The organism is Nocardia sp. XZ_19_369 (genome assembly GCF_015355715.1).
Taxonomy (GTDB): Bacteria; Actinomycetota; Actinomycetes; order Mycobacteriales; family Mycobacteriaceae; genus Nocardia.
The window spans coordinates 209,659-232,039 of the sequence record NZ_JACVED010000001.1; the positions used below are offsets into that span (position 1 = coordinate 209,659).

Annotated in this window: 28 protein-coding genes and 1 pseudogene; 14 read left to right on the forward strand and 15 right to left on the reverse strand. The window is 67.6% G+C overall.

The genetic code is table 11. From position 1 onward, the window contains the following. Window positions 1–2: 2 nt before the first annotated feature. The 3 genes from IBX18_RS00840 to hppD form a co-directional block, all read right to left on the reverse strand. Complete coding sequence (locus IBX18_RS00840) at window positions 3–530, reverse strand: DUF3558 domain-containing protein (protein ID WP_107659460.1); 528 nt, start codon at window positions 528–530, stop codon at window positions 3–5. Between the two features lie 96 nt (window positions 531–626). Then, on the reverse strand, window positions 627–833 hold the full coding sequence (locus tag IBX18_RS00845; RefSeq protein ID WP_194831907.1) for a hypothetical protein: 207 nt from the start codon (window positions 831–833) through the stop codon (window positions 627–629). A gap of 68 nt (window positions 834–901) precedes the next feature. Then, a complete protein-coding gene (hppD, locus tag IBX18_RS00850; protein ID WP_194832675.1) occupies window positions 902–2,110 on the reverse strand; it encodes a 4-hydroxyphenylpyruvate dioxygenase in 1,209 nt (402 codons plus the stop codon). A 187-nt stretch (window positions 2,111–2,297) separates the two neighbouring features. Between hppD and IBX18_RS00855 the strand changes: the two genes are divergently transcribed. Next, window positions 2,298–2,822 carry an Lrp/AsnC family transcriptional regulator gene (locus tag IBX18_RS00855; RefSeq protein ID WP_107659462.1) on the forward strand — a complete coding sequence of 175 codons (525 nt, stop codon included), beginning with the start codon at window positions 2,298–2,300 and terminating at the stop codon, window positions 2,820–2,822. A gap of 6 nt (window positions 2,823–2,828) precedes the next feature. On the opposite strand, the gene IBX18_RS00860 is transcribed toward IBX18_RS00855, so the two are convergent. Continuing rightward, a complete protein-coding gene (locus IBX18_RS00860) occupies window positions 2,829–3,941 on the reverse strand; it encodes a winged helix DNA-binding domain-containing protein (RefSeq protein ID WP_194831908.1) in 1,113 nt (370 codons plus the stop codon). A gap of 13 nt (window positions 3,942–3,954) precedes the next feature. Beyond that, a complete protein-coding gene (locus tag IBX18_RS00865) occupies window positions 3,955–4,929 on the reverse strand; it encodes an NADPH:quinone oxidoreductase family protein (RefSeq protein WP_194831909.1) in 975 nt (324 codons plus the stop codon). 201 nt (window positions 4,930–5,130) lie between these two features. On the opposite strand from IBX18_RS00865, the gene IBX18_RS00870 reads away from it, so the two are divergent. After that, entirely contained in the window at window positions 5,131–5,454 is a 324-nt protein-coding gene (locus IBX18_RS00870) for a type VII secretion target (protein ID WP_194831910.1), read from the forward strand. Then, window positions 5,451–6,572 (forward strand): transglycosylase SLT domain-containing protein, encoded by a 1,122-nt coding sequence (locus IBX18_RS00875; protein ID WP_194831911.1) that lies wholly within the window; start codon window positions 5,451–5,453, stop codon window positions 6,570–6,572. The genes IBX18_RS00870 and IBX18_RS00875 overlap by 4 nt, the downstream gene beginning before the upstream one ends. Window positions 6,573–6,581: 9 nt before the next feature. Here the strand turns inward: IBX18_RS00875 and IBX18_RS00880 are convergent, their stop codons facing one another. From IBX18_RS00880 to IBX18_RS00890, 3 genes are all read right to left on the reverse strand, one after another. Next, on the reverse strand, window positions 6,582–7,796 hold the full coding sequence (locus tag IBX18_RS00880; RefSeq protein WP_194831912.1) for a hypothetical protein: 1,215 nt from the start codon (window positions 7,794–7,796) through the stop codon (window positions 6,582–6,584). Beyond that, entirely contained in the window at window positions 7,796–9,736 is a 1,941-nt protein-coding gene (locus IBX18_RS00885) for a serine/threonine-protein kinase (RefSeq protein ID WP_194831913.1), read from the reverse strand. Before IBX18_RS00885 ends, IBX18_RS00880 begins: the two co-directional genes overlap by 1 nt. Window positions 9,737–9,839: 103 nt before the next feature. After that, window positions 9,840–10,268 carry a hypothetical protein gene (locus tag IBX18_RS00890; RefSeq protein ID WP_194831914.1) on the reverse strand — a complete coding sequence of 143 codons (429 nt, stop codon included), beginning with the start codon at window positions 10,266–10,268 and terminating at the stop codon, window positions 9,840–9,842. Between the two features lie 311 nt (window positions 10,269–10,579). Here IBX18_RS00890 and IBX18_RS00895 point away from each other — a divergent pair, with 311 nt between their 5' ends. Continuing rightward, window positions 10,580–11,356, forward strand: a complete 777-nt coding sequence (locus tag IBX18_RS00895; RefSeq protein ID WP_186818791.1) for an acyl-[acyl-carrier-protein] thioesterase — start codon at window positions 10,580–10,582, stop codon at window positions 11,354–11,356. Between the two features lie 142 nt (window positions 11,357–11,498). Here IBX18_RS00895 and IBX18_RS00900 read toward each other — a convergent pair whose 3' ends face one another. Continuing rightward, window positions 11,499–13,169 (reverse strand): FAD-dependent oxidoreductase, encoded by a 1,671-nt coding sequence (locus tag IBX18_RS00900; protein WP_194831915.1) that lies wholly within the window; start codon window positions 13,167–13,169, stop codon window positions 11,499–11,501. Window positions 13,170–13,327: 158 nt separating this feature from the next. On the opposite strand from IBX18_RS00900, the gene IBX18_RS00905 reads away from it, so the two are divergent. Next, entirely contained in the window at window positions 13,328–13,819 is a 492-nt protein-coding gene (locus IBX18_RS00905; RefSeq protein ID WP_194831916.1) for a histidine phosphatase family protein, read from the forward strand. Window positions 13,820–13,827: 8 nt separating this feature from the next. Here the strand turns inward: IBX18_RS00905 and IBX18_RS00910 are convergent, their stop codons facing one another. After that, window positions 13,828–14,031 (reverse strand): hypothetical protein, encoded by a 204-nt coding sequence (locus tag IBX18_RS00910; RefSeq protein ID WP_107659473.1) that lies wholly within the window; start codon window positions 14,029–14,031, stop codon window positions 13,828–13,830. Between the two features lie 58 nt (window positions 14,032–14,089). Here IBX18_RS00910 and IBX18_RS00915 point away from each other — a divergent pair, with 58 nt between their 5' ends. Then, a complete protein-coding gene (locus IBX18_RS00915) occupies window positions 14,090–14,458 on the forward strand; it encodes a glyoxalase superfamily protein (RefSeq protein WP_194831917.1) in 369 nt (122 codons plus the stop codon). A gap of 73 nt (window positions 14,459–14,531) precedes the next feature. Here IBX18_RS00915 and IBX18_RS00920 read toward each other — a convergent pair whose 3' ends face one another. Next, entirely contained in the window at window positions 14,532–14,876 is a 345-nt protein-coding gene (locus IBX18_RS00920; protein WP_306796082.1) for a Uma2 family endonuclease, read from the reverse strand. Window positions 14,877–15,056: 180 nt separating this feature from the next. Continuing rightward, window positions 15,057–15,632, reverse strand: coding sequence for a Uma2 family endonuclease (locus tag IBX18_RS00925; RefSeq protein ID WP_194831918.1), 576 nt, complete (start codon window positions 15,630–15,632; stop codon window positions 15,057–15,059). Window positions 15,633–15,787: 155 nt separating this feature from the next. On the opposite strand from IBX18_RS00925, the gene IBX18_RS00930 reads away from it, so the two are divergent. Genes IBX18_RS00930 through IBX18_RS00940 form a run of 3 tightly spaced genes read left to right on the forward strand, consistent with a single transcriptional unit; the run spans window position 15,788 to window position 17,568 of the window. Further along, window positions 15,788–16,243, forward strand: coding sequence for a MerR family transcriptional regulator (locus IBX18_RS00930; protein WP_194831919.1), 456 nt, complete (start codon window positions 15,788–15,790; stop codon window positions 16,241–16,243). Continuing rightward, on the forward strand, window positions 16,240–17,247 hold the full coding sequence (locus tag IBX18_RS00935) for an aldo/keto reductase (protein WP_194831920.1): 1,008 nt from the start codon (window positions 16,240–16,242) through the stop codon (window positions 17,245–17,247). The genes IBX18_RS00930 and IBX18_RS00935 overlap by 4 nt, the downstream gene beginning before the upstream one ends. A 30-nt stretch (window positions 17,248–17,277) precedes the next feature. Further along, window positions 17,278–17,568 (forward strand): putative quinol monooxygenase, encoded by a 291-nt coding sequence (locus tag IBX18_RS00940; RefSeq protein ID WP_306796083.1) that lies wholly within the window; start codon window positions 17,278–17,280, stop codon window positions 17,566–17,568. Between the two features lie 67 nt (window positions 17,569–17,635). Here the strand turns inward: IBX18_RS00940 and IBX18_RS00945 are convergent, their stop codons facing one another. Next, the gene (locus IBX18_RS00945; RefSeq protein ID WP_167837573.1) at window positions 17,636–17,806 is read right to left on the reverse strand and encodes a hypothetical protein; all 171 of its coding nucleotides are present in this window, start codon (window positions 17,804–17,806) and stop codon (window positions 17,636–17,638) included. A 172-nt stretch (window positions 17,807–17,978) separates the two neighbouring features. On the opposite strand from IBX18_RS00945, the pseudogene IBX18_RS43345 reads away from it, so the two are divergent. The 3 genes and pseudogenes from IBX18_RS43345 to IBX18_RS00955 all read left to right on the forward strand — a co-directional run. Continuing rightward, a pseudogene (locus IBX18_RS43345) lies at window positions 17,979–18,440 on the forward strand (carboxymuconolactone decarboxylase family protein); the annotation flags it as partial. Window positions 18,441–18,461: 21 nt separating this feature from the next. Next, window positions 18,462–18,773, forward strand: coding sequence for a GNAT family N-acetyltransferase (locus IBX18_RS43350; protein WP_228540352.1), 312 nt, complete (start codon window positions 18,462–18,464; stop codon window positions 18,771–18,773). A 40-nt stretch (window positions 18,774–18,813) separates the two neighbouring features. Continuing rightward, complete coding sequence (locus tag IBX18_RS00955) at window positions 18,814–19,800, forward strand: pirin family protein (RefSeq protein ID WP_194831922.1); 987 nt, start codon at window positions 18,814–18,816, stop codon at window positions 19,798–19,800. 12 nt (window positions 19,801–19,812) lie between these two features. On the opposite strand, the gene IBX18_RS00960 is transcribed toward IBX18_RS00955, so the two are convergent. Then, window positions 19,813–20,202: a VOC family protein gene (locus IBX18_RS00960; RefSeq protein ID WP_228540242.1), complete on the reverse strand. Its 390-nt coding sequence runs from the start codon at window positions 20,200–20,202 to the stop codon at window positions 19,813–19,815. Between the two features lie 65 nt (window positions 20,203–20,267). Here IBX18_RS00960 and IBX18_RS00965 point away from each other — a divergent pair, with 65 nt between their 5' ends. After that, the gene (locus tag IBX18_RS00965; protein WP_194831923.1) at window positions 20,268–20,738 is read left to right on the forward strand and encodes a MarR family winged helix-turn-helix transcriptional regulator; all 471 of its coding nucleotides are present in this window, start codon (window positions 20,268–20,270) and stop codon (window positions 20,736–20,738) included. Window positions 20,739–20,852: 114 nt separating this feature from the next. Further along, complete coding sequence (locus IBX18_RS00970) at window positions 20,853–21,479, forward strand: hypothetical protein (RefSeq protein ID WP_194831924.1); 627 nt, start codon at window positions 20,853–20,855, stop codon at window positions 21,477–21,479. A 5-nt stretch (window positions 21,480–21,484) separates the two neighbouring features. Here IBX18_RS00970 and IBX18_RS00975 read toward each other — a convergent pair whose 3' ends face one another. After that, window positions 21,485–22,345 (reverse strand): helix-turn-helix transcriptional regulator, encoded by an 861-nt coding sequence (locus IBX18_RS00975; RefSeq protein ID WP_194831925.1) that lies wholly within the window; start codon window positions 22,343–22,345, stop codon window positions 21,485–21,487. Between the last annotated feature and the right edge of the window lie 36 nt (window positions 22,346–22,381).

Below are 22,381 nucleotides of genomic sequence, written 5' to 3' on the forward strand. Positions count from 1 at the left end.
CCTCACTTCAGCCGCCGCACGGTCAGCTCCGCCAGTTTGTGCATCCGGTCGCACGGGTTGCCGTCGGGCGCGAACATGCCGTAGGACATCGACCATTCGAAGAAGTCGTCGTCGAGCTGCACGGCGAGATCGCAGACCTTGCTGTCCGGCTCGAGCGCCTGCCAGCCGGTGCGGCCGCCGACTTCGATCGCCTGGGTGGTCCGTCCCTGGGTGGTCACCCACGCCTTCTCGCGGTCGATCGGGCTGCCCCGGTACGACGCGAAAGTGACGCTGGGCGAACCCAATCCGGCGGACTGCCAATTGCAGCCGACCGAATTCTTCAGCGCCTGGGAGATCTGACCGAGCCCCGCGAGATCACGCACCTCGTCATCGGTGGCATGGCCGCACTCGCCGACGAACGGGCCGAGCGTGGCGACCTTCGGCGGCGGACGCAACGGGGTGTTCGAGGTGTCCGAGTCGCCGCGCGATCCGCACGCGGACAGCAACAGCGCGAAGACCGTGCCCGTGACGATCGCCGACTTGATCCGCATGCCTGAGACTCTACCGGCGCGACGGTGCCGGCGACCGGCTCGGCCGACCGGCCCGGATGATCTCAGGCGTCGGCGAGCCGGCACCTGCCCCACCCGCTACTCGTGCGGGACGCGCAGTTCGTAAGCACCCATCGAATCGATGTAGGTGCACTGCGCCGGGCCGGTCTTGTATTTCGACATGGCACCGAGGCAGGCGTCGAGGGACGGGTAATAGGTGGGGGTGGGTTCGGCGCGGGAGGTGGCGTCGGTACCGAGGGTGAGGGCGACGGCCAAGGAGAACGCGGCGGCGGATCTGTCGAGCACTGCGGCGGCCCCTTAAGCATCCGGCGAGTCCACGGAGCGTACTGCCGGATGCTCAGGGCCACAACCGATCACAGATTGCCGCGGGCCTCCTGCTCACGTTCGATCGCTTGGAAGAGCGCCTTGAAGTTGCCCTTGCCGAAGCCGAGCGAGCCGTGCCGCTCGATCAGCTCGAAGAAGACGGTGGGGCGGTCGGTGATCGGCTTGGTGAAGATCTGCAGCAGATAGCCGTCCTCGTCGCGGTCGACCAGGATGCCGCGGCGCTGCAGTTCCTCGACCGGGACGCGGACGCGGCCGATCCGGGCGCGCAGTTCCGGGTCCTCGTAATAGGAGTCGGGCGCGTCCAGGAACTCGACGCCTTCGCGGCGCAGCGCGTCGACACAGGCCAGGATGTCGCCGGTGGCGAGCGCGATGTGCTGGACGCCGGGGCCGCGGTAGAACTCGAGGTACTCGTCGATCTGCGACTTCTTCTTGCTGACCGCGGGCTCGTTGAGCGGGAACTTCACCCGGTGGTTGCCGTTGGCGACGACCTTGCTCATCAGCGCCGAGTACTCGGTGGCGATGTCGTCACCGACGAACTCGGCCATGTTCGTGAAACCCATGACGCGGCGGTAGAACTCGACCCACTCGTCCATCTGGCCGAGCTCCACGTTTCCGACGACGTGGTCGATCGCCTGGAACAGCCGGTTCGGCGCGCCCTCGCGCGGCTGGTAGCCGGCTCGGCGCGCGACATAGCCGGGCAGGTACGGCCCGTGGTAGCCGGAACGGTCCACCAGGGTGTGCCTGGTTTCGCCGTAGGTGGCCAGGGCGGCGGACCGGACGGTGCCGAATTCGTCTGTCTCGTCATGGGGTTCGACGAGGACGGTGGCGCCGTGGGTGCGCGCCCACTCGACGCAGCGGTCCACGTCCGGCACCTCGAGCGCGATGTCGACGACACCGTCGCCGTGCCGGTCGTGATGGGCGACGAGCGGGCTGTCCGGGTCGACCGCGCCCTTGACCACGAAGCGGGCGCCGCCGCTGCGCAGCACGAACGCCTTGTGGTCGCGGTTACCGGTCTCGGGACCCGAATACGCCTCCAGTCGCATACCGAAGGCGGATTCCAGGTAATGGGCGGTCTGGGTCGCGTTACCGACAACCCAGACGAGGGCATCCCAGCCGATTACGGGAAAGTTGTCGACACTGGTGTCGTGGTCCACGAGTCCGACGAGCTTGCGCAGCTCACCGTCGGTGGGGGCGGTGCCGGACTGGCTCTGCGCCGTGCTGGACCGGGCATTCGGCATCTGCTCGATGGTCATGCACCAAGTAATCGTCAGGGCCGCCGGTTAGGCAACAGCGGCGATTTTCGTTAGACACTCTGGCGAATCCGGCTAGGAAGTGCCCCGAAATGCTGGACAATTTGAATAGCATCAGCTGGCTGGTGCTATCCAAGGCTGGAAGGCCAGCCTGTGCTCGGAACGGAGGCCGCCAATGTCACGCACGCCGGCGAAACTGGACGAACTCGATCTCGCGATCCTGACCGCGATGCATGAATACCAGAAGGCGGGCATCCTCGAGCTGTCCCGCCGGACCCGGGTGGCCAGGGCTACGGTGCAGTCCAGGATCGGGCGGATGGAGGAATCCGGCGTCATCGCCTCCTACGACCCGCAGATCGACGTTACCGCAGCGGGTTTCGACGTGCAGGCGTTCGTCACGCTGGAGATCGCCCAGGGCGCGCTGGACTCGGTCGCCGCCGAACTCGACATGATCCCAGGGGTTTTGGAGGCCTACGCGACCACCGGTTCGGGCGATGTGTGGTGCCGGATCGGCGCCGACTCGCACGCCGGGCTGCAAGCGGTGCTGCTGAGCATCGACCGGACCTCGTCGGTGGTGCGGTCGCACAGCGTCATCGTGTTGTCGACGGTGGTGCCGTTCCGCACCCTGCCGCTCTTGCGCACCCTCGATCCGGCGGGCGGTACGAAGGCGCCGGCATATCGCGCGGCGCACGAACGGTAGCGGAGCTCAGGGCCGCACGTCGGCGCCCACCTCCAGGATCTCCACCCGGAGTTCCTTGTCCGCTTCATGGAAGGCGAGCAGGGCATGCGATTCGGCTTCCACCGCGGCGCGCTCGGCCTTCGTCCACTTGCGGGTGGGGCTGATCCGCAGGCGCGCCGCGCCGGACTCCGGGAAGATCTTGTAGAGACCGGCAAGGAAGCCGTCGACCAGTACCGGGGCTACCGCGGCGGCGAAGGCGCGCAGCGGGGGCGCCGCGCCGTCCGGCACGATCCTGCTCCGATCCTGGTGCGAGAGCAGGGCATTGTCGTACCAGCCGAGCAGGCGCACCGGCGCCGGGAGTTCCGGATCGGCGAGCTCGCCGTCGGCGGCGTCGTAGAGGGTGCGGCCGCGCTCGTCGGTGTAGGTGCGCACACGATCGCCGAGCTGGCCGATCGCCTGCTTCATGCCGAGCAGCTTCGACCAGGTCTGCATGTCCATGGTGGACGCCGGACCGAAGGCACGCAGGTACCGAAGCAGCAACTCCGCCAACGGATACGACGGGTCGAGCGGTGCGCCGAGCCACGGCTCGACCCGGGACCAGACCGGTCTGCTGCTGTCCTTCCACTTGCCGCGCGGCGGGGTCTGCAGCACCGGCAGCAGGATGAGCCAAGCCTGCACGACCATGCCCGGGTTGCGGTCCGGGTAGCACTCGGCGGCGTGCTGTCGCAGGTCGGCGGCGGACATCGGTTCGTCGCCGAGCACCCGCTCGCCGTGCGCACGCACCTCGTCGGGGTCGAGGCCGACCAGCGCGCCGTAGTTGAAACCCTTTCGGAAGGGGATCTTTTCGAGCTCCGGCTGCATCAGCGGCGCGATCCGCAGCGCGTCCGGCGGGGTCACCATGTGAATAGTGCCGCGCATCAAGGTGATTCGGGCGAGCGTCCGATCCTCCAGCGCGTTGGAGATTGTCGCGGGATCGAAATCCGCTATGCGACTCCACAATGCGACGAACGGCGGCGGCGAGTCCTGTGCTTGCAAACCGACGAGGTGGTCGCACATTTCGTGCACGGTGAGTTGCGAGCGTTCCAGCAGGTGCTGGCGGGCGAGCAACGTGCGGTTCAGTATCCGGTCGGAGAGCATCATGATTCGCTTCGCCTCAGCGCAGCGTGACCACGACCTTGCCGGTCGCCGTCCGGTTCTCCAGCGAGGCGATCGCCTCGGCCGCGCGGTCCAGCGGGTAGAGCACCGGCTCGGGTGCGGCGATCTTGCCCGCGGCCAGCAGCGGCGCCACCTCGGCCCACTGCTCGGTCAGGTAGCCCGGGTGCGTCATCACCCATTCGCCCCAGGCCGCGCCGATCACCTCGACGTTCTTCAGCAGCAGCCGGTTCACCTTCACGGTGGGGATCTCACCCGCGGTGAAGCCGACCACCAGCAGGCGGCCCGCCGACGCGAGTGAACGGACGCTGTCGGTGAAACGGTCGCCGCCGACCGGATCCAGCACGATGTCCACACCGCGACCACCGGTCAGTTCCTTGACCGCGGCGAGCCAGCCCTCGGCCAGCACCACATCGGTGGCACCGTTCGCGCGGGCCACCTCCGCCTTCGCCTCGGTGCTGACCACCGCGATCACCCGGCCCGCGCCGAGCGCGGTCGCCATCCGCAGCGTCGAGGTGCCGATGCCGCCCGCGGCGCCGTGCACCAGCACCGTCTCGCCTTCGGCGAGCCTGCCGCGGTTGCGCAGGCAGAAGTGCACCGTCAGATCGTTGAACAGGATGCCTGCCCCGGACTCCAGGGAGACGTTGTCGGGCAACGGGAACACCATCTGCGCGGGCGCGACAGCGGTCTCGGCCATGGCATTGCCGAGCAACGTCAGCGCGACCACCCGGTCGCCTGCCTTGACGTGCGCGTCGGCCGGCGCTTCGCGCACGATGCCCGCGACCTCGCCGCCGACGACGAACGGCAATTCCGGCTTCATCTGGTACAGCCCACGCGACATCAGCACGTCCGGGAACGCGACACCGGCGGCGTGCACGTCGATCACCACGCCACCCGGATACGACTTGGGCTCCGGGATGTCCACGATCTCGACCGACTCCGGTCCCTCCAGCTTGCTGACCTGGGCTGCGCGCATCTGCCGACCTCTCTGTCGTGGCACCGGCCTCGTCCGCGCCGGCGCCGCCGTGATCAACGTAACCCGCGTCGCCGCGCTGTGCGCACCCTGCCTGCGTTGTCCCGCCGTGCGCGACCGCCGCGACCTGCGCGACGCCCCTGTTCCGCGGACCCCGTTTTGCTATGCTGACCGCGACCTATGGTCGGGCGTGAAGGGGGACTCATGGTCGAGCGCAATCAACCATCGTCGACGAGCGTGCAGGTCGATCCGGACGCACTGCGCTCCTTCGCGCAAACCCTCGGCACCGAAGCAGGCGAGGTGACCGGGCTCAACGCGGGCGGCGCGTTCACCGCCGCGGCCACGGCACTACCCGGCACCGAATTCGGTACCGCCGCACAGCAGGCGAACGATGTGGTCAACCGCTGCCTGCAACGGATCGGCAATCGACTGACCACCATCGCCGACAATATGCACAACGCCGCCGGGAAATACAAACTGGCCGAGGACGACTTCACCGCGAAGCTGCGCGCGATCGGACTGCCATGACCCTCACCATTCCCGATGTGGAGAACTGGAAACCCGAACAGCTCACCGCCGCAGGCGAACACGCGGGGACCGTCTCGCAGGGCCTGGATGCCGCCGTCGGCAAGGGCGCCAGTCAGACGAAATCGCTGGAAGACGGCAAGAAATGGTCCGGAACGGCCGGGGCCGCCGCGAACGCGCGCATGGACACCGAGAAGACCAAGGCCTCACCGGTCAGTGCCGCGCTGCTGGAATTGAAGATAGCCTTCACCTCTCAGACGCAGAACCTGGTCGAAGCGAAAACCAAGGTGCTGCAACTGCGCGACGACGCCGTCAATCAGACGCCCTCATTCGATGTGGAGCCGAACGGCACCGTCAACGCGACGACCCGGATCGCGGCGCTGCGCGAGCATTCGGACAAGGCGAACCTCGAGGGACTCATTTTTCAGGAGTCGCTGCAGGCGGCGACTCGGACCTGGGAACTGACCAATGCGCTGAAAACCGCGGAAACCGTTGCCAACCAGGCGAAGACACAGGTCGATGCGGCGGTACGCAAATTGGAGCAGGCGTTCGGTGGACTCGGCGAGCCCGCGACGAATGTGGCGCCACCGGTTAGTACGGCACCGGCCAGCGTCGCGGCGCCGACTCCGGTGAGCAGTAGCCCTTCGTCCAACAAACCGAGTTACGCGATGGGCAACAACAGCAATTCGGGGTCGTCCGTCGGTAGTCCGTACACCGGAAGTTATTCGGGGAGTTCGAGCGCGCCCACCGGGCCGTTGCCGAGCGGCGATATGGCGAAATGGATCGCGGAGGCGAAACAGAAACTCATCGAAATGGGGTACGACCCCAAGGATATCGATGAGCGGGCCATCGCCATGATCATCCAGCACGAATCGGCGGGTAATCCCTATGCGGAAAACCGCTGGGACAGCAACTGGTTGGCGGGGCACCCGTCGAAGGGGCTGATGCAGACGATCGACAGCACCTTCAACGCCTACAAGGCACCGGGGCACGACGATATCTGGAATCCGGTGGACAACATCATCGCCGGGGTCCGCTATTCGATCGATACCTATGGCTCGGTCAAGAATGTGCCCGGCGTGGTGGCCGTCGAATCGGGCGGCGCCTACCGCGGCTACTGACGGTCCCGGTCATCGCTGGGCGTTGGCCAGCACCGCGTATTGCGCGGCCGCCCGTTGCTGCGTTTCCCATAGTCGGGCGCCGAGCACCAGCGCCGCGTATCTGCGGTACGCGACAAAGCAGCGGAACTGCGCTTCCTTCGGCGCGACGTAGTCCTGCACGCACAACGCACCGGGCACCTCCGCCGGGGGATCCACCGCACGCCGGTCCACCGGGTTGCCGAGTTCGGCGGACTCCGCGACGAATCGCGCCGCGGCGGCGTCGTCGGTGGTTCGGAAGCCGAAAGCACTGGGAGCCACCGCAACCCGATCGACCCCCGCTCGGCGCAGCACCGGCAGCCGGCCCGATTGGTCCAGCACGTAGTTCAGGTAGCCGCGCAACGTCAACACCACCTCGCCCTGCCCGTCGGGCCCGGCCACAACGCCTTGGTCGTGGATGACCCGGGCCAGCAACCCGTCCGGATCCTGGTGCAGCGTGCTGAAGCTTCCGACCGGTGTCGGCGTGAACTTGTCGAGTTCGGCCACCTCGGCATCGAGATACTTCTGGGTCGCCTCGACCAGTCGATTGATATCCGCGACCCGCGAATCCGCGAGCACACTGATCACGTAGATCCCGTGCGCGGTCGTGCTGCCCAGCGTCGGAACCGACGGACGCCAATGGGCCCGCGAGTCCGGGTACTTGGGCAGGCTGACCGCGACGTTTTCCGGATTGAGGGCGAAATCCACCGCGTCGAGTTCGGCTGCCGCGGCCTTCGCCGCCGCCGCATCCCGCAAACGCAACACCGTCACGGTGAGCCCCTCGCGCTGGCGACTGCCGGCCGCCGCCGTGGTGAGCGGCAGCACGTCCTCGGCCGAACCGGTCGAGAACCCGAGGACGAAACCGTGATTCAGCAAAACCGGGATCGTGGGCTCGGCGAGATACCGCGTCACCGACTGGACATCGGTATGCATGAGCGCCGACGCGCCCGCGGAGTATGTCGGGTCCACCTCGTGCGGACTCAGTACCGCATCCGCCATCCGCGCGGCCTCCAGCCGGGCGTACCCGACATCGTCCAGGCGGGCCGAGAGCTTGGGCGGCGTGGTCGGGAACTTGCCCGTATCCAGCGAACGCACGTCGACCTCGGCCGAAACGCCGGTGCCGCGCACCGTCGATGCGCAACCCCCGGCCCCGACTACGGCGGTGAGAACAGCGAGGATTGCCGTGACCGCGCGTGTATTCCAGTTCATCAGTTCACCCGGGGAAGGTTGTCGAGGACATTCTGCAGCACCAATTGCGCTGTCAGACATCGGAATTCGGGACGTTCGTTGAGCGTCGGGTTCGCCACCTGCACGGTCACCACCTCCGCGTCGGTGCTGTTGATGCCGCGATATTGACCGCGACGTTCACAGGTGGGCGATCGCAGGTCCGCCTCGTCCGTGAAGACGATATTGCCGCCACCGAGATCGAACGGGATCGGCTTTTCGGTCGGCACCAGCACCTTCGAGCGTTCCAGCGCGACGGTGACCGTGCCGGTCGAGATCCACTTGCAGGTGTGCAGCTGATCCGGAGCGCCGCGGACCTGCTCGCCGATATTCAGCTTGACGACGCTGGAATCGACCAGGGCGCACGGGTCATGCGGGGCGAGTGAGCTGCGCAAGCCCGGAAGCTGTGGCGCGCGTTCGGTCAGCCGGCGGGCCAGCTCCGCGACCGCGTCGTCGGCGACGCCGCACATTTTCTCGGATTGCCCGCCCTGCACCCGGACCGCGATCCCGAACTGCGGATCCGTCGTCGCGGGGAACAGTGCCCGCCCGCAACTGTCGGTGCCGCTGGTCACGTCCTCCAGGACCGGCACTCCCGCAACACGTTTGCCATTGTCGCGATAGCCCTCGATGTGCTTGATGTCGACGTCGAACCGGTGCCCGCCCGCCTCACCCGAGCACGTTCCCCATTGGGTAGAGCTCGGCTCCGTCGTCCAATTACCCAGCGCGGAGACCAGTGGCTCGTGGACCGCGGCGCAGACATCCAGCGACCGGAGTTTCGTAAGGTTCAGCGCGGCAAGTGGATTCGCCGCCGGATCGGCCGGTCGCTCGTCCGCACCACCGAACAGGGTCGTGCCGGCCAGGACACCTACCACCAAGACCACCACGGCCGCGGCCGCGATCAGCACCCGCTTCCGCCGCCGGTGCAATACCCCGGCGCGTTGGATCTCGACGAGCGCTTGCAGGCGCTGTTCGAAGTCGGCGCTGTGCGACGCCGGGACGGGTACCGGCGCGGCACCGACGAACTGGGTGGCCTCCGGGTCGGCCAGCAGCGCCGACATCTCCGCTTCCTGCGCGCTGATCGCCTTGTGCACCTGCGTCGACCAGGGCTGATGCTGCGGTGGCAGCGGGCCGAGAAAGTCGAGCAGCTGGGCCGGCGTCGGGCGTTCCTGCGGATCCTTGTGCAGGCACGGCTCCACCAATTCCCTGACCTCGGGCGGCAATCCACTCAGGTCGGGGTCGGTGTGCACGATGTTGTAGAGCGTGTGCGGCAGCGAGGCGCCCGCGAAGGGACTCGCGCCGCCCGCCGCCATCGCGAGCACCGCGCCGAGGGAGAAGATGTCGCTCGCCGGGGTCAGCGGCAGCGACTGCGCCTGCTCCGGGGACATGAACGCGGGTGAACCGATGACCGAACCGGTGTGGGTGAACTCGGATCGACCCTCGACCGCGCGGGCGATGCCGAAATCGATGACCCTCGGGCCGTCCTCGGCGAGAATTACGTTGGCGGGCTTCAGATCCCGATGAATCAGGCCGACGCCATGGATGGCCTGCAGCGCCGAGGCGAGGCCGATCGCCAGCTTGTGCACTTCCTCCGGGGTCAGCGGGCCGTAGTCCTGGACCGCCTTGTCCAGCGGCACCCCCGGCACGAAAACCGAAGCAAGCCAAGGCTCTTCCGCCTCGACGTCGAAGTCGATCACTGCGGCGGTGAAGGCGCCGGAGACCTGCATGGAGGTCTGCACCTCGCGGCGGAACCGTGGCAGGAAGTCTTCCTCGGTCACCAGGTGCTGGTGCACCTGTTTGATCGCGACCAGCCGATCATCCGGGCCGACGCCGAGCAGCACCCGCCCCATGCCGCCGGAGCCGAGCTGGCCGAGCAGCCGGTATCGGCCGATCTGCTGGGGTTCATCGCGCTCGAGCGGTGTCACCATCACAAGCTCCTCAGTCGGGCCGCGACGCCACCGAGCACTGCTTCGGTGGTCGCGCAGGCGGTTTCGGCGGCGCCGGGCCCGGTCGGTTGCGCGGTCACGGCGATCAGTTCTCCTCGGTCTTCGGGCGATGCGCGGGGTTCTTGTCCAGGCAGGCCGCCACGACGGGGCGCAAAGGCGCAGGCACGCGACTGGTGTCGGGGTGGTACATCGGGCCGTGGTGATCGATGGCGTCCCGCAACGAAGGGCCGGGCACGAAAACCGAGGCCAGCCAAGGCGCTTCGGCTTCCGGGTCGGCGTCCATCACTGCGGCGGTGTACGCCCCGGTGACCCGTTGGGACGCTTGCACCTCGAGCCGGAAGCGGGCGCGGAACTCCGGATTCTCGGCGAGATGCCGATGGATCATCTTGACCGCGACCAACCGGCCGTCGGGTGCGCGGCCGAGCAGCACCCGACCCATGGCGCCCTGGCCGATAACCGCGATCAGCCGGTGGCGGCCGGCCGTGCGCGGATCGTGTCGCCCGAGCGGCTTCACCGTGTTCCTCCCCTGTAGTGCCTGTTCGGGATCGTACCGGCGCGGGTCGGTCACGTCCTGATGTCGCCGGGTGCGGGGTCAGGCGAATGTCCGGCCGGCCGCGGCGAGGGCGCGTTCGGCCGGTTTGCCCAGTTTCGCGGGGAGATCCGAAACGCTCATGTCCCCCATGATGCCTGGTAGAAGCGTTGTCGATGGGGATACCGTTGGTAACGGACGCACTCGACGCGATGGTGTGACGTACGCCCCGTAAAGTCGTCTCACAACAGCACCACACGAAGAACGCGGCACACCGTGCAGCGCGAGGAGCACCAGTGTCACTCGATCAGCCACTCGCCCCGCTTCCCCAGGAGGGCATGGGCTTTGCTTCGGCGTGGCCCATCCGGGCGGGCGATGTGGACCCCTACGACCGGCTGCGGTTCGACGCCGTCGCCCGCTACCTGCAAGACATCGCCTGGGAAAATCTGCACAAGACGTTCTTTCACCGCACCGATCCGAATTGGATCGTGCGCCGCACGGTGATCGACGTGATCCGGCCGATCCTGTGGCCGGACGAGGTGCAGCTGTTGCGCTGGTGCTCGGCGCTGTCCACCCGCTGGACCAATATGCGCGTGCGGGTGACCAGCACGAACGGTGGCCTGATCGAGACCGAGGGTTTCTGGATCAATATCAGCGAGGCGACCGGGATGCCCGCGCGGATCAGCGACGAGGGCCTGGCCTATCTCTCGCGGACGACCCAGGAACACCGCCTGCGCTGGCGGCCCTATCTGACCGACGCCACGCCGTCGGAATCCGACACCGATATGCCGTTTCCTGTGCGCGCGACCGACATCGACCAGTACAACCACGTCAACAACGCCTGCTACTGGCAGGCGGTGGAACAGTTCATGGTCGAGTACCCGAAACTGCTCGCCGGTCCGCATCGCGCGGTCATCGAGTACGTCGCGCCGGTGCTGGCGCGCCAGCATGTGACTGTCCGCAGTCGCTACGAGCCGGGTGATCGCACCGGGCGGCCGGTGCTGCGGCTGTGGTTCGTGGTCGGTGGCACGACCACGACCGTCGTCCGCATCATGCCGCTGCCGCCGGAATAGGCGGACCCCCGGGCGCACGGCGCAACTCGCCGCCGGACCAGACGAATTCGAGTACGCCGATCGGAAGCTCGCGTCACGCGAATCGTCCAGGTCCGAACGCGCCGACCGGAAACTGGCGGTCCGGTCGGCGTGCCCGTTCAGCTCAGCCGCGTGCGGCCTTCAGCAGGTCCTCGCGCGTGGTGAACTTGACCCGAGGCCGTCCGGCGGACTTGCCCGCGGCCCGCTCGGCCTGATCGATCGCCCGCCACCCTTCCCGGTCCACCAGATCGCTCTGCCGCTGGCCGAGCAACGCCTTCAGCGCCGCCCGATCCGCCTCGGGCGCAGCGAGTTTGCCGCTGGTGAAGTCGGAGATCAGGTTCTCGACCGTCTCCTCGGCGTCGATCCGGTTCGAGCCGATGACGCCGCGGGCGCCGCGCTTGATCCAGCCGCTCGCGTACACCCCGGACAGCGGCGTGCCGTCCGCGCCGAGCACCCGGCCGTGCTCGTTCGGCATCACTCCGCGCTGCTCGTCGAACGGCACGTCGGCGACGGCCGCGCCGCGGTAACCGATGGAGCGCAGCACCAGCGACGCGTCCATCCGCTCGGTGCGCTCGGTCCGCCGCGCCAGCAATTGGCCGTTCTCCTCGAACAATTCGTTGTGCGCGAACTCGATCGCCTCGACGTGGTCGGTGCCGACGAGCGCGGTCGGCGAGGCAAGGTAACGGAAGACAATCCGCTTGTGGGACGGGTCGCGCCGCCCGCCCGCGTACTCCTCGGCGAGGGTGTACTTGAGCTTCAGCGACGGCTCGACCTGCGGGTCGTCCAGCAGCGCCTGGCTGGCGTGATCGAGCGCGAGGTCGGATTCGTCGACGATGACGTCGATGCCCTGCAAATGGGCCAGCGCCAGGAACTCCGACGACGTGTACGCCGCCTGCAGCGGCCCGCGCCTGCCGAGCACGACCACCTCGCGAATATTGCTGCGCCGCAGGGCGTCCAGCGCGTGGTCGGCGATGTCGGTCTTGGCCAGCTCGTCCGGGTCGACGGTCAGCACGCGGGCGACGTCGAGTGCGACATTGCCGTTGCCGACGATCACCGCCCGCTCGCCGGACAGGTCGAACTCCCGGTCCGCGAAATCGGGGTGGCCGTTGTACCAGGCGACGAACTCGGTGGCCGAGTGGCTGCCCGGCAGATCCTCACCGGGAACGCCGAGCTTGCGGTCGGTCGACGCGCCGACCGCGTAGAGGACGGCATGATGGTGCCGCAGCAGCTCCTCGTGCGAGATGTGCGTGCCGACCTCGACATTGAGGTAGTACTGCAGGGCTTCGCGCCGGAACGCGGACTCGAACAGGCTCGACACCGTCTTGGTGCCCGGGTGATCGGGGGCGACGCCGGCCCGGACCAGACCCCACGGGGTCGGCACCCGGTCGAACATCTCGATCTCCACATCCGCCCTGCGCAGTAGCTCGTCGGCCGCGTAGCAGGCCGCCGGGCCGGCGCCGACGATCGCCACCCGCAGCGTGCCGAGTTCCTTCGGCGGGCGCGGCGGCGTCACGATCGGGTCGAAGTTCGATTCCAGCGGATGCCGCTCGAAATAGGCCGCATTGATCTCGCGGTATCTGGCCAGCGATGCGGTCAGGTCGTCCTCGGAGAAGATCGCCTCGACCGGGCACGCATCGACGCACGCACCGCAGTCGATACAGGTGTCGGGGTCGATGTAGAGCATCTCGGTCGTCGCGAACTCCGGTTGGTCCGGGGTCGGACGGATGCAATCGACAGGGCACTCGGAAACGCAGCTGGCGTCGTTGCAACAACGCTGCGTGATTACGTAGGCCATATTGTGCAGATCCTCGAAGATGTACGTGGGCTGTAGGCCACCCGGTGGGCAGAGGTGGACAGAAACGGCACGGCGCGGAACCACCGCGATGTGACGCCGCTTTCAGTTTGCCTCGAGTGTGGTCGAGGCCATGCGACCGGAGGCCTTACGGTATCCCCATGGTGCGGACTCTGATCCTCATGCGGCACGGCAAGTCGGCCTATCCCGACGGTGTCGGCGACCACGAGCGCCCGCTGGCGCCGCGCGGACAACGCGAGGCAGGCCTGGCAGGTGAGTGGTTGCGCAAGACGCAGCCGACGATCGACGCGGTGCGGTGCTCCACCGCGACCCGCACCAGGGAAACCCTCGCCGCCACCGGGGTCACCGCGCCGGTGGTCTACGAAGCGGGCATCTACGAGGCCTCCCCGCAGAGCCTCATCGAGCTGGTCCAGCTCAGCGACGACGACGTGTCGACGCTGCTGGTGATCGGGCACGCGCCCGGAATGCCGTGGACGGCATGGGAGTTGGCGAGCAACCGCAGTTCGACGCCCGCCATCGAGCTCAGCCGCAAGTTCCCCACCTCGGCGCTGGCCGTGCTCGAATTCGACCGGCCGTGGACGCGGATCGACCAGGGGACCGGTGAACTCGTGCGGTTCCACATCCCCCGCTGAACAGGTAGTCAGTTCAGCAGCTTGCCGCCGACCACCACGACCGCGCCGAGCACGACCAGCAGCACGAACGCGGCGAACCCGCCGAGCAACCACCACACGACGGCGAGCGCGAGCACCACCGGTGCGACCGCGATAGCGGCGATCACCGGACTTTCCTTGACCGTTGCCAGGGCCGAGCGGGCCCTGATCCGGTTGACGTCCTTACCAGGCATGTCCCCAGGGTAGGCCGGAAGCCAGGACTTTGTCGGCCACCGGTGGGATGCTCGGTCGATGGATTGGAAAATCGAGCTCATCGCGATCCCGGTGACCGACGTGGATCGCGCCAAAGACTTCTACACCAAGATCGGTTTCAACGCCGACCACGACCACCGGGTCGACGAGAGCATGCGCTTCGTCCAGCTCACGCCGCCCGGCTCCGGCTGCTCGATCTGTATCGGCGAGGGAGTCACCGACGCGGCCCCCGGCAGCGTCCGCGGCATGCAGATCGTGGTCGCCAGCGCGGAGGACGCGTACAAACATTTGGTGGCGGCCGGGGTGGACGCGTCACCGGTGGAAGAACTGGCCTGGGGGAAGTTCACCTACTTCGCCGACCCCGATGGAAACCAGTGGGCCGTGCAGGAATTGCCGCAGTACAACTGAGCGAGGATTTTTCGGCGCGGCACATCGTTGGGCACGAAACCCGAAGCTGACGCCGGCGCCCCCGTCCTCGATGTCAGCCCAGCTGGTCCAATCGGATCGTCAGCGGGCACGGCGAGGTGGTCGTGAAAACATCGGTCACCTCGCCGTCATCGACATACCCGAGCTCCTCGGTGAGCCGGAACGCCACCAAGCTGAGCGGCGGACTCATGTCGATAATCCAGTAGTGCGGTATCCCGGCATCGGCATACTCGCTGCGCTTCATGACGTAATCCGTGCGCCGGGAGCCCGGCGACACGATTTCGACGACAAGGCAAGCGGCAGAGGCCCGAAGGATCCCCTGCTCCGCATCAACTCGCTCGTACTCCCGTCGTCGTCTTCTCCCAGCGCCAGGTAGTCGGCAATCGTCAACAGCCGCCACGGTTCCGAAAATGCCGTCACCCCTGCTCCTCAGCTCGTCCCGCTCCTGGTCGACTCAGTGCCAGGCGTAGCACACGCTCAGCCGGGACCTCCGACCTCTGTTTACGCAGTTGGATTTTGCCCCGCCAACGGGCCAGCACCGTCGGTTTCCAACGGAGACGCGCAATATCGCGAGCCGGATTCAGTCCAACTGATCCAGCGCGATCTTCAGGGGGCAGGGTGAGGTGGTGGTGAAGGTTTCGGTTGCTTCGCCGTTGTCTACGTAGCCGAGTTCGTCGGTGAGTCGCAGCGCGAGCAGGCTCACCGGCGGGTTCGGGTCGACGATCCAGTACTGGGGGATGCCCGCGTCCTCGTAATCACCGCGCTTGGTGCGGTAGTCGGTGCGGCGGGAGCCGGGTGAGACGATCTCGATGACGACGACGACGCCCGACGAACGCAGGATCCCGCCTTCGGCTTTGCGTCGGTCGACCTCGGATCGCCGCACGATCACCATGTCCGGCCTGCGTACCGTCGCCGGCCCCTCCGCAGGAGCCAACTCCAGGTCGATATCGATGTCGGGTACGGCGACCAAGTCGGGGGGCAGTTGCGTGCGTAGCTGGGACCAGAGTTCGACGCCGACGAGATTGTGCTCCGGTTCCGGCGACGGCACCATCAACAGCTTCCCCTCCTCCAGCTCCAAGCGATACCGATCGTCCTCACCGAGCGCCACATAGTCGGCGATGGTCAACAGCCGTCCTGGCTCCGGAAGTGCGGTCACGCTCGCTCCTCAGCTCGCCCCCTGGTCGGCTCCAGTGTCCCACGCAAGGTACTCGGGCGGCCGGAACGCGACCGCGGTTATCCGTAGATTGGACTTGCTTGGAGTGCACTCCAAGTGACTAGCGTCGTCGATGTTCAACGGGAAGGGCGAGGGTCGTGAGTGAAGGCGCACGGGACGAGCGGGGCAGCGGCTGGGAGCAGCCGAGGTATTCGATCGGTGAGGTTGCCGAACGGTCGGGGCTGAGCCGGGACACGCTGCGCTGGTACGAGCGGATCGGGCTGATGGATTATGTGGGCCGCGATCATGCCGGCAAGCGGCGCTTCAGCAATCGCGACCTGGAGTGGCTGGCGCTGATCGGCAGGCTGCGCACCACCGGGATGACGGTGGCGGACATGGTTCGCTACGCCGAGCTGGTGCGGGCCGGGGAGTCGACGTTCCCCGAGCGGCTGGAGATGTTCCGCAACACGCGCGCCGAGGTCCTCGCCAAGATCGATGAACTTCGTCAGACCGTGGCCGTGCTGGATTACAAGATCGATATCTACGAGGGCAAGGCACAGCTTGCCCGGCCGGCCACGATCACCGTGCAAGACAGTGAAGGGATCAAGGTATGACCACCACCGGAACGCTGCCGAAGACCACGCTGGGCACCAGCGGTATCGAGATCAGCGTGCAGGGGCTGGGCTGCATGGGGATCAGCGAGTTCTACGGCACCAGTGACCTGGCCGAATCGCGGGCGACGCTGGACCGGGCGCTGGAACTGGGCATCACGCTGTTCGACACCGCCGACGTCTACGGCCTGGGTCACAACGAGGAGTTCCTCAGCGACTTCGTGCGAGCCAACCGCGATCGGGTGGTGCTGGCCACCAAGTTCGGCATCGTCCGCAAGGCCGACGATCCGGCCTACCGCGGCATCGACAACTCACCGGCGTACATCCGCAACTCCGTGGAGGCCAGCCTGCGCAGGCTCGGCATCGACGTCATCGACCTGTACTACATGCACCGGCGCGACCCGGCGGTGCCGATCGAGGACACCGTCGGCGTGCTGGCGGACCTGGTGCAGCAGGGCAAGATTCGCGCGATCGGCCTGTCCGAGGTGACCGGTCCGGAGCTGCGCGCGGCGCAGACGGTGCACCCGATCGCGGCCGTGCAGTCCGAATGGTCGATCTTCTCCCGGGATGTCGAGCGAACCGTGGTGCCCGCCGCCATCGAGCTCGGTGTGACCTTCGTGCCGTACTCGCCGCTGGGCCGCGGCTTTTTGACCGGTGCGGTCCAGGAACTCGGGAAAGACGATGTGCGGCGGGTGTTTCCGCGCTTCGCCGAGGACAACGCGGCCCGCAACGCCGAACTGCTCGCGCCGCTACGCGCCATCGCCGAGGCCCGCGGGATCACCATGGCGCAGGTCGCGCTGGCCTGGCTGCACGCACAAGCCCGGGTGCACGATCTCTCGGTGGCCCCGATTCCCGGTACCCGCAGTAGGACTCGGCTTGCCGATAATGTTGCGGCCGCGACCATCGAGCTGACCGCCGACGAAGTAGCGACGCTCGCACCGATCGCGGGCCAGGTGGCCGGAAACCGCTACGCGGACATGTCTTTCACGTCCGCAGGCCGGGAATAACAAGCACCACAACAGATCAGGAGTTCAACCGTGTCCACGCTGACGCTCAATGTCCGCTTCGCCGCCAAGCCAGGGCGCGAGGCCGAGCTGCGCGAGGTGTTGCAGGAGATGATCGAGCCGACCATCGCCGAGCACGGCTGCCTCGGCTACGAGCTGTACCTGCACCCCACCGATCCGAGCCGGGTCGTCCTGCTCGAGGAGTGGGTCGACGCCGACGCCTTGGCCGCGCATTTCGAGACCCCGCATCTGAAGCAGTGCGCGGCAGCTTTGGACGACATCCTGGTCGAGCCGTTCCAGCTGCGGCGATTCACCGAGATCTAGCAACAGCCGAGATCTGAGAACTGGGCCGGCCCGGCGATCCGAACGCGGATCGCCGGGCCGTGCTGTCTCAGTGGAACGTTCGCCCGCCCAGCGAGGCGCTGATGATGGCGGGCGGCGTCCACCCGGCCATCAGATTCGCCCGCTCCTGCGGGGTGAGATCCTGCCTGGCCCAGATACGGTGCGCGCTGCGACGGCAGGCGGCGACCAAGGTGGGGGCGGTGCGGTTGCGGAACCTCATGACACTTCTCCTTCTACGGACCTCCATGTTTGTCCCGCGCACCGGCCCGCGCGAGCAGTGCCGGACGATCTCTACGAGTTCTGTATGCCGGTGCAAATGAACGCGGACCCCGGTCCGTTTAACCCGGCCCCGGCCGTACGACCGGGTACCCGGGTCACTACCATCCAATGGAGTGAAGCCCGATGTACCGCCCGACCGCGTCTGGATCGACAAGCAGACGCCCGCCGCGTTCCGCGCCCTCGGCAAGGTGGCGAGCGAAGTACGCGCCGCAGGCGCCGCAGTCGGCCTGGACCGCAAGCTCATCGAGCTGATCAACCTGCGCGTTTCCCAGCTCAACGGCTGCGCCTTCTGCCTGGACACGCACCAGCGGGCCGCGCTCGCCGCGGGGAACACCGAACAGGAACTCGCCGTACTGCCCGCGTGGCGGCGCACCGAGCTGTACACACCGCAGGAACAGGCCGCCCTCGCGCTGGCCGAGATCACCGCCACGCTGCCGGACGAGGCGACAATGGAGCGTGACTACGCTTTCGCCCGCAAGCACCTGACCGACGATCAGCTGTCCGTCGTTGTCTGGGCAGCCACCACGATCGGCGCGTTCAATCGCGTGTCGATCCTCAGTAAGCATCCGGTACGCGCATCGAAGGAGAAGTCGACCATGACCGCAGCTGCCTCGGAATCCAAGGTTGTCCGCAACGACGAGAAGAACCGGTACGAGGTGACCTACGGCGGCGAGCTCGCCGGGTTCGCCGAGTACGAGGAGCGCGACGACGAGACGGTGTTCACACACACCGAGATCGACGGCGCGTTCTCCGGCAAGGGCCTGGGCAGCACGCTGGCCAAGCACGCCATCGAGGACGTGATCGAGCGCGGCCGGGTGATCCGCCCGCTGTGCCCGTTCATCAAGGCGTACCTGGACAAGCACCCGCAGTACGACGCGCAGGTGATCGGCAAGGGCGTCACCCGGTGAGGGAGCGCACCGTCGGCACGGCGTCCGGAACGGCGCGGTCGTGAGCGACCTCGATCCGCATCCGGCGGAGACGCTCTGCGAGCCCGCACCAGGTCCGGGTCCGGTGGCCGAGCTCTACCCGACGCGTGAGGTACCGCTCGGCGGGGTCCGCGGCGTCTTCGTGGAACGCGTACTGCCGCAACGGGACCTGCCGACCGTCGGGGCGTGGTGCTTCCTCGATCACTTCGGCTCGCCCACGGTCACCGATACCGGGGCGTCGCCGGATATCGATCCGCATCCGCACATCGGCCTGCAGACGGTGACCTGGCCGTTCGACGGCCGGATCCGCCACCGCGACTCGGTCGGCTCCGACGTGCAGATCCAACCGGGGCAGCTGAACCTGATGACCTCGGGGCGCGGCATCGCGCATTCCGAATACGGTGTCGCGGGTGCGCACGCCGGGCACGGCCTGCAGCTGTGGATCGCCTTGCCCGGCAACAAAACCGGGATCGACCCGCATTTCGAGCAGCATCGCGACCTGCCCGTTTATCAGACCCCGGGACTGCAAGCCATCGTGCTGATCGGCACGCTGGCCGGCGTCACCTCCCCCGCCACCGCCTACACGCCGATCGTCGGCGCGGACGTGCGGCTGGCACCGGGCGCGGCCACGCTCCCGCTGGAGCGCGGCTTCGAGCACGCGCTGATGGTGATCGAGGGCGAGGTGACGGTCGACGGCACCCCGCTGGCCGCGGGCCCGCTGCTGTACCTCGGCACCGACCGGGCGGAGATCTCGCTGACCAGCACGGCCGGTGCGCATTTCGCGCTGATCGGCGGTGCGCCGTTCGGCGAGGAACTGGTGATGTGGTGGAACTTCGTCGGCCGCAGCCATGAGGACATCGTGGCGGCCCGAAACGATTGGGAGAACCGCGATCTCAGCCGCTTCCCGGATATCGCGGGCCATCCGCCCGAGCAGCGCATCCCGGCACCGCCGCTGCCTGGGCTGCATCTCCAGCCGCGTAAGCGCCGGATCGGTCCGGCCAGAACCTGATTCGCGTTCGGCTCACGGGAGCGCCGTGAACAGCTCGTAGCTGTGCCCATCGGGCGCGTGCACGTAGACACCCCGCCCGCCGCCGAGGTGATTGATCGCCCGGTTCCACCCGTGCTGCGGGGCCGATCCGTAATCGACGGCGGGCCACTGCGCCAGTCGCCCCAGCACCGCGTCGAAGGTCTCGTCGTCGACGAGGAATCCGTAGTGTCCCGGCTGGACCTGCCCTCGGTCGTCGAAATCGAAGGTGAGATCGGCGTTGACCTGGACCGGCGCGAACGGCCCGCTCGGCGGGCCGACGGCCAAGCCGAACAGCTCGGCGAAAACGTTGCGGCGGCGTGCCGGTCCGTCGCGGGGACGATCGTGTGGTTCAAGACGATGGTCATGGCTACCTCCAATAAACATGCGTTACGCATACAAATATACATGCGTAACGCATGCGACTGGCAAGGGCCAGCTAGGCTGGCACCATGAGCAGACGGGCGACCGCCAAGCCTGGGACCGCCGCCGACGGCGGGCCCGCGTTGTTTCGACTGGTTCGATTCTGGTCCCGGCGCTGGATCAACCGGACGTCCGCGGACCTACCCGAGGAGTTACGGCACGCTCAGCACGTCCAGGTGGTCGAGGCGGTAGCCGCCACCGTCGAACAGGGCGCCGAGGCCACCATCACCTCGGTGGCACATCAACTCGGACTTGATCATTCGGGCGCCAGCCGGATGGTGCGCGACGCCACCGCGGCCGGCCACCTCTCCCGCGCCGAGTCCGAGCACGATCGACGCCGAACGTCCTTGGCGCTGACCGCGAGCGGTGAGCGCCTGCTCGCCGACGCGCGCGACTGGCAGCGCCAGGTCTTCACCGAACTCACCGCCGACTGGGACGATCTCGATCGGCAGCGGTTCGCCGGCTACCTACGCAGGTTGAGCGGCGAACTCGAGCGTTGAGCCGAGTTGCGCTGCGACCGAGCTGTTCCGCCGGTCCGAACCGCCGTCCCGGCCGCGCCTGATACTGTCGCCGACGAAAACACTGCGCAGGGGCAGCGCTACCGAAAGAACACGATGAGAGTCTCCAGAATCGCCGCGACGGCACTGCTGGCCTTGGTCGCCACGGTCATCAGCACGAGCGCCACGCACGCGGATCCCACCACCCCCGACACCGCGCTCGATGTGCGCGGCTCCTTCGCCGACATCGCCTATCAGGTTGCGGCATCCGAGGATCGGCGCGCCGCGGTGACGACCATCCAGGACGGTCGCTTCGACCTGATCCACGACGGCCGGGTCGTCACGCTGACCGGTCACGACGGCACCGTCGTCGCCGCGCTCCCGATGGCGCTGCGCGTCGGCGACAAGCGGGTGGCGCTGCACCCGGTCATCGAGGAGTCGGGCCACCGGCTCACCCTCGTTCCGGACCACATGTCGCAGACGCCGCTGCGCGATGTCAGCAGCCAGGAGCGATTCTTCGCCGAGGTCGAGAAGGCCATGCCGATTGTGTTGGCGGGCGCGGGAATCGGCGCGGCGATCGGCTTCGTGCTCGGCTTTCCACTCGGGCTTTTCGTGCTCGACTTCATCACGGTACCGATCACCACGGTGCTCGGCGCCGCGATCGGCGCGGCGGCCGGACTCGCCATGGGCGGCGGTCAGCCCGCGATCGACGCGGCGCTCGACTACGCCACCGGGGCACCCTGATCCGATCAGCTTTGCGCGGGATCCTCGATGCCGCCCAGGGTCTGCGTTCCGATGACGCGCAGCAGATCCAGCTTCTCCGCCGCGTCCGTGCCGGGGCGCGGTAGGTAGACCAGCAGGCGCTGCGCGGCGTTCGGGGTGAGCAGTGTTTCGCAGATCGTGTCGATCAAGCCGACCTGCGGGTGCTGGATGCGTTTGGTGTCCGAAAGGCGCACCGCTACTTCATGTTCGTCCCAGAATCGGTCGAATTCCGTGCTCGCGGAGCGTAATACGCCGATGAACTCGGCGACGTCGGCATCGCCCGCTCTGCGCGCCGCCGTGGCCCGCAGGTCGGCGACGTGCTTGCGGCCCAAGCGATCCCAGTCCTCCTCGGGAAAGGTCGCGCGCGACTCGATGTCGGTGAACCAGCGGTAGGCGTAGAAGCGGTCCCACCCGCGGCGGCTGCCGTGATCGCCGACGAGCAGGGTGTGCATGCGGTTCTGCACGAGTACCTCACCGAGGTCGGTGACCACGGTGGCGGCGGTGTCGTCGAGCTTGGCGAGCAGGTGCATCAGCCCGGGGCCGACGTGCTTGTCGGTGTGCTCGCGTCCCGGCGGCGACTGGTCGCACAGGTGGTAGAGGTAGTCGCGTTCGTCGCTGCTGAAGCGCAGCGCGCGAGCCAGCGAGGCGAGCACCTGGGTGGACGGCCGCGGCCCACGCGACTGCTCCAATCGGGTGTAGTAGTCCGTGGACATGCCCGCCAGCAGCGCCACCTCGTCCCGGCGCAGGCCGGGAGTGCGACGGCGGACACCGGGTGGCAAACCCACGTCGGCGGGCGTCAACTGCTCCCGACGGCGGCGCAGGAAGTCGGCGAGCTCGGTGCGGTCCATAGCACCACTGTCCCTCGAGTCGGGCGGCTCAGCCAG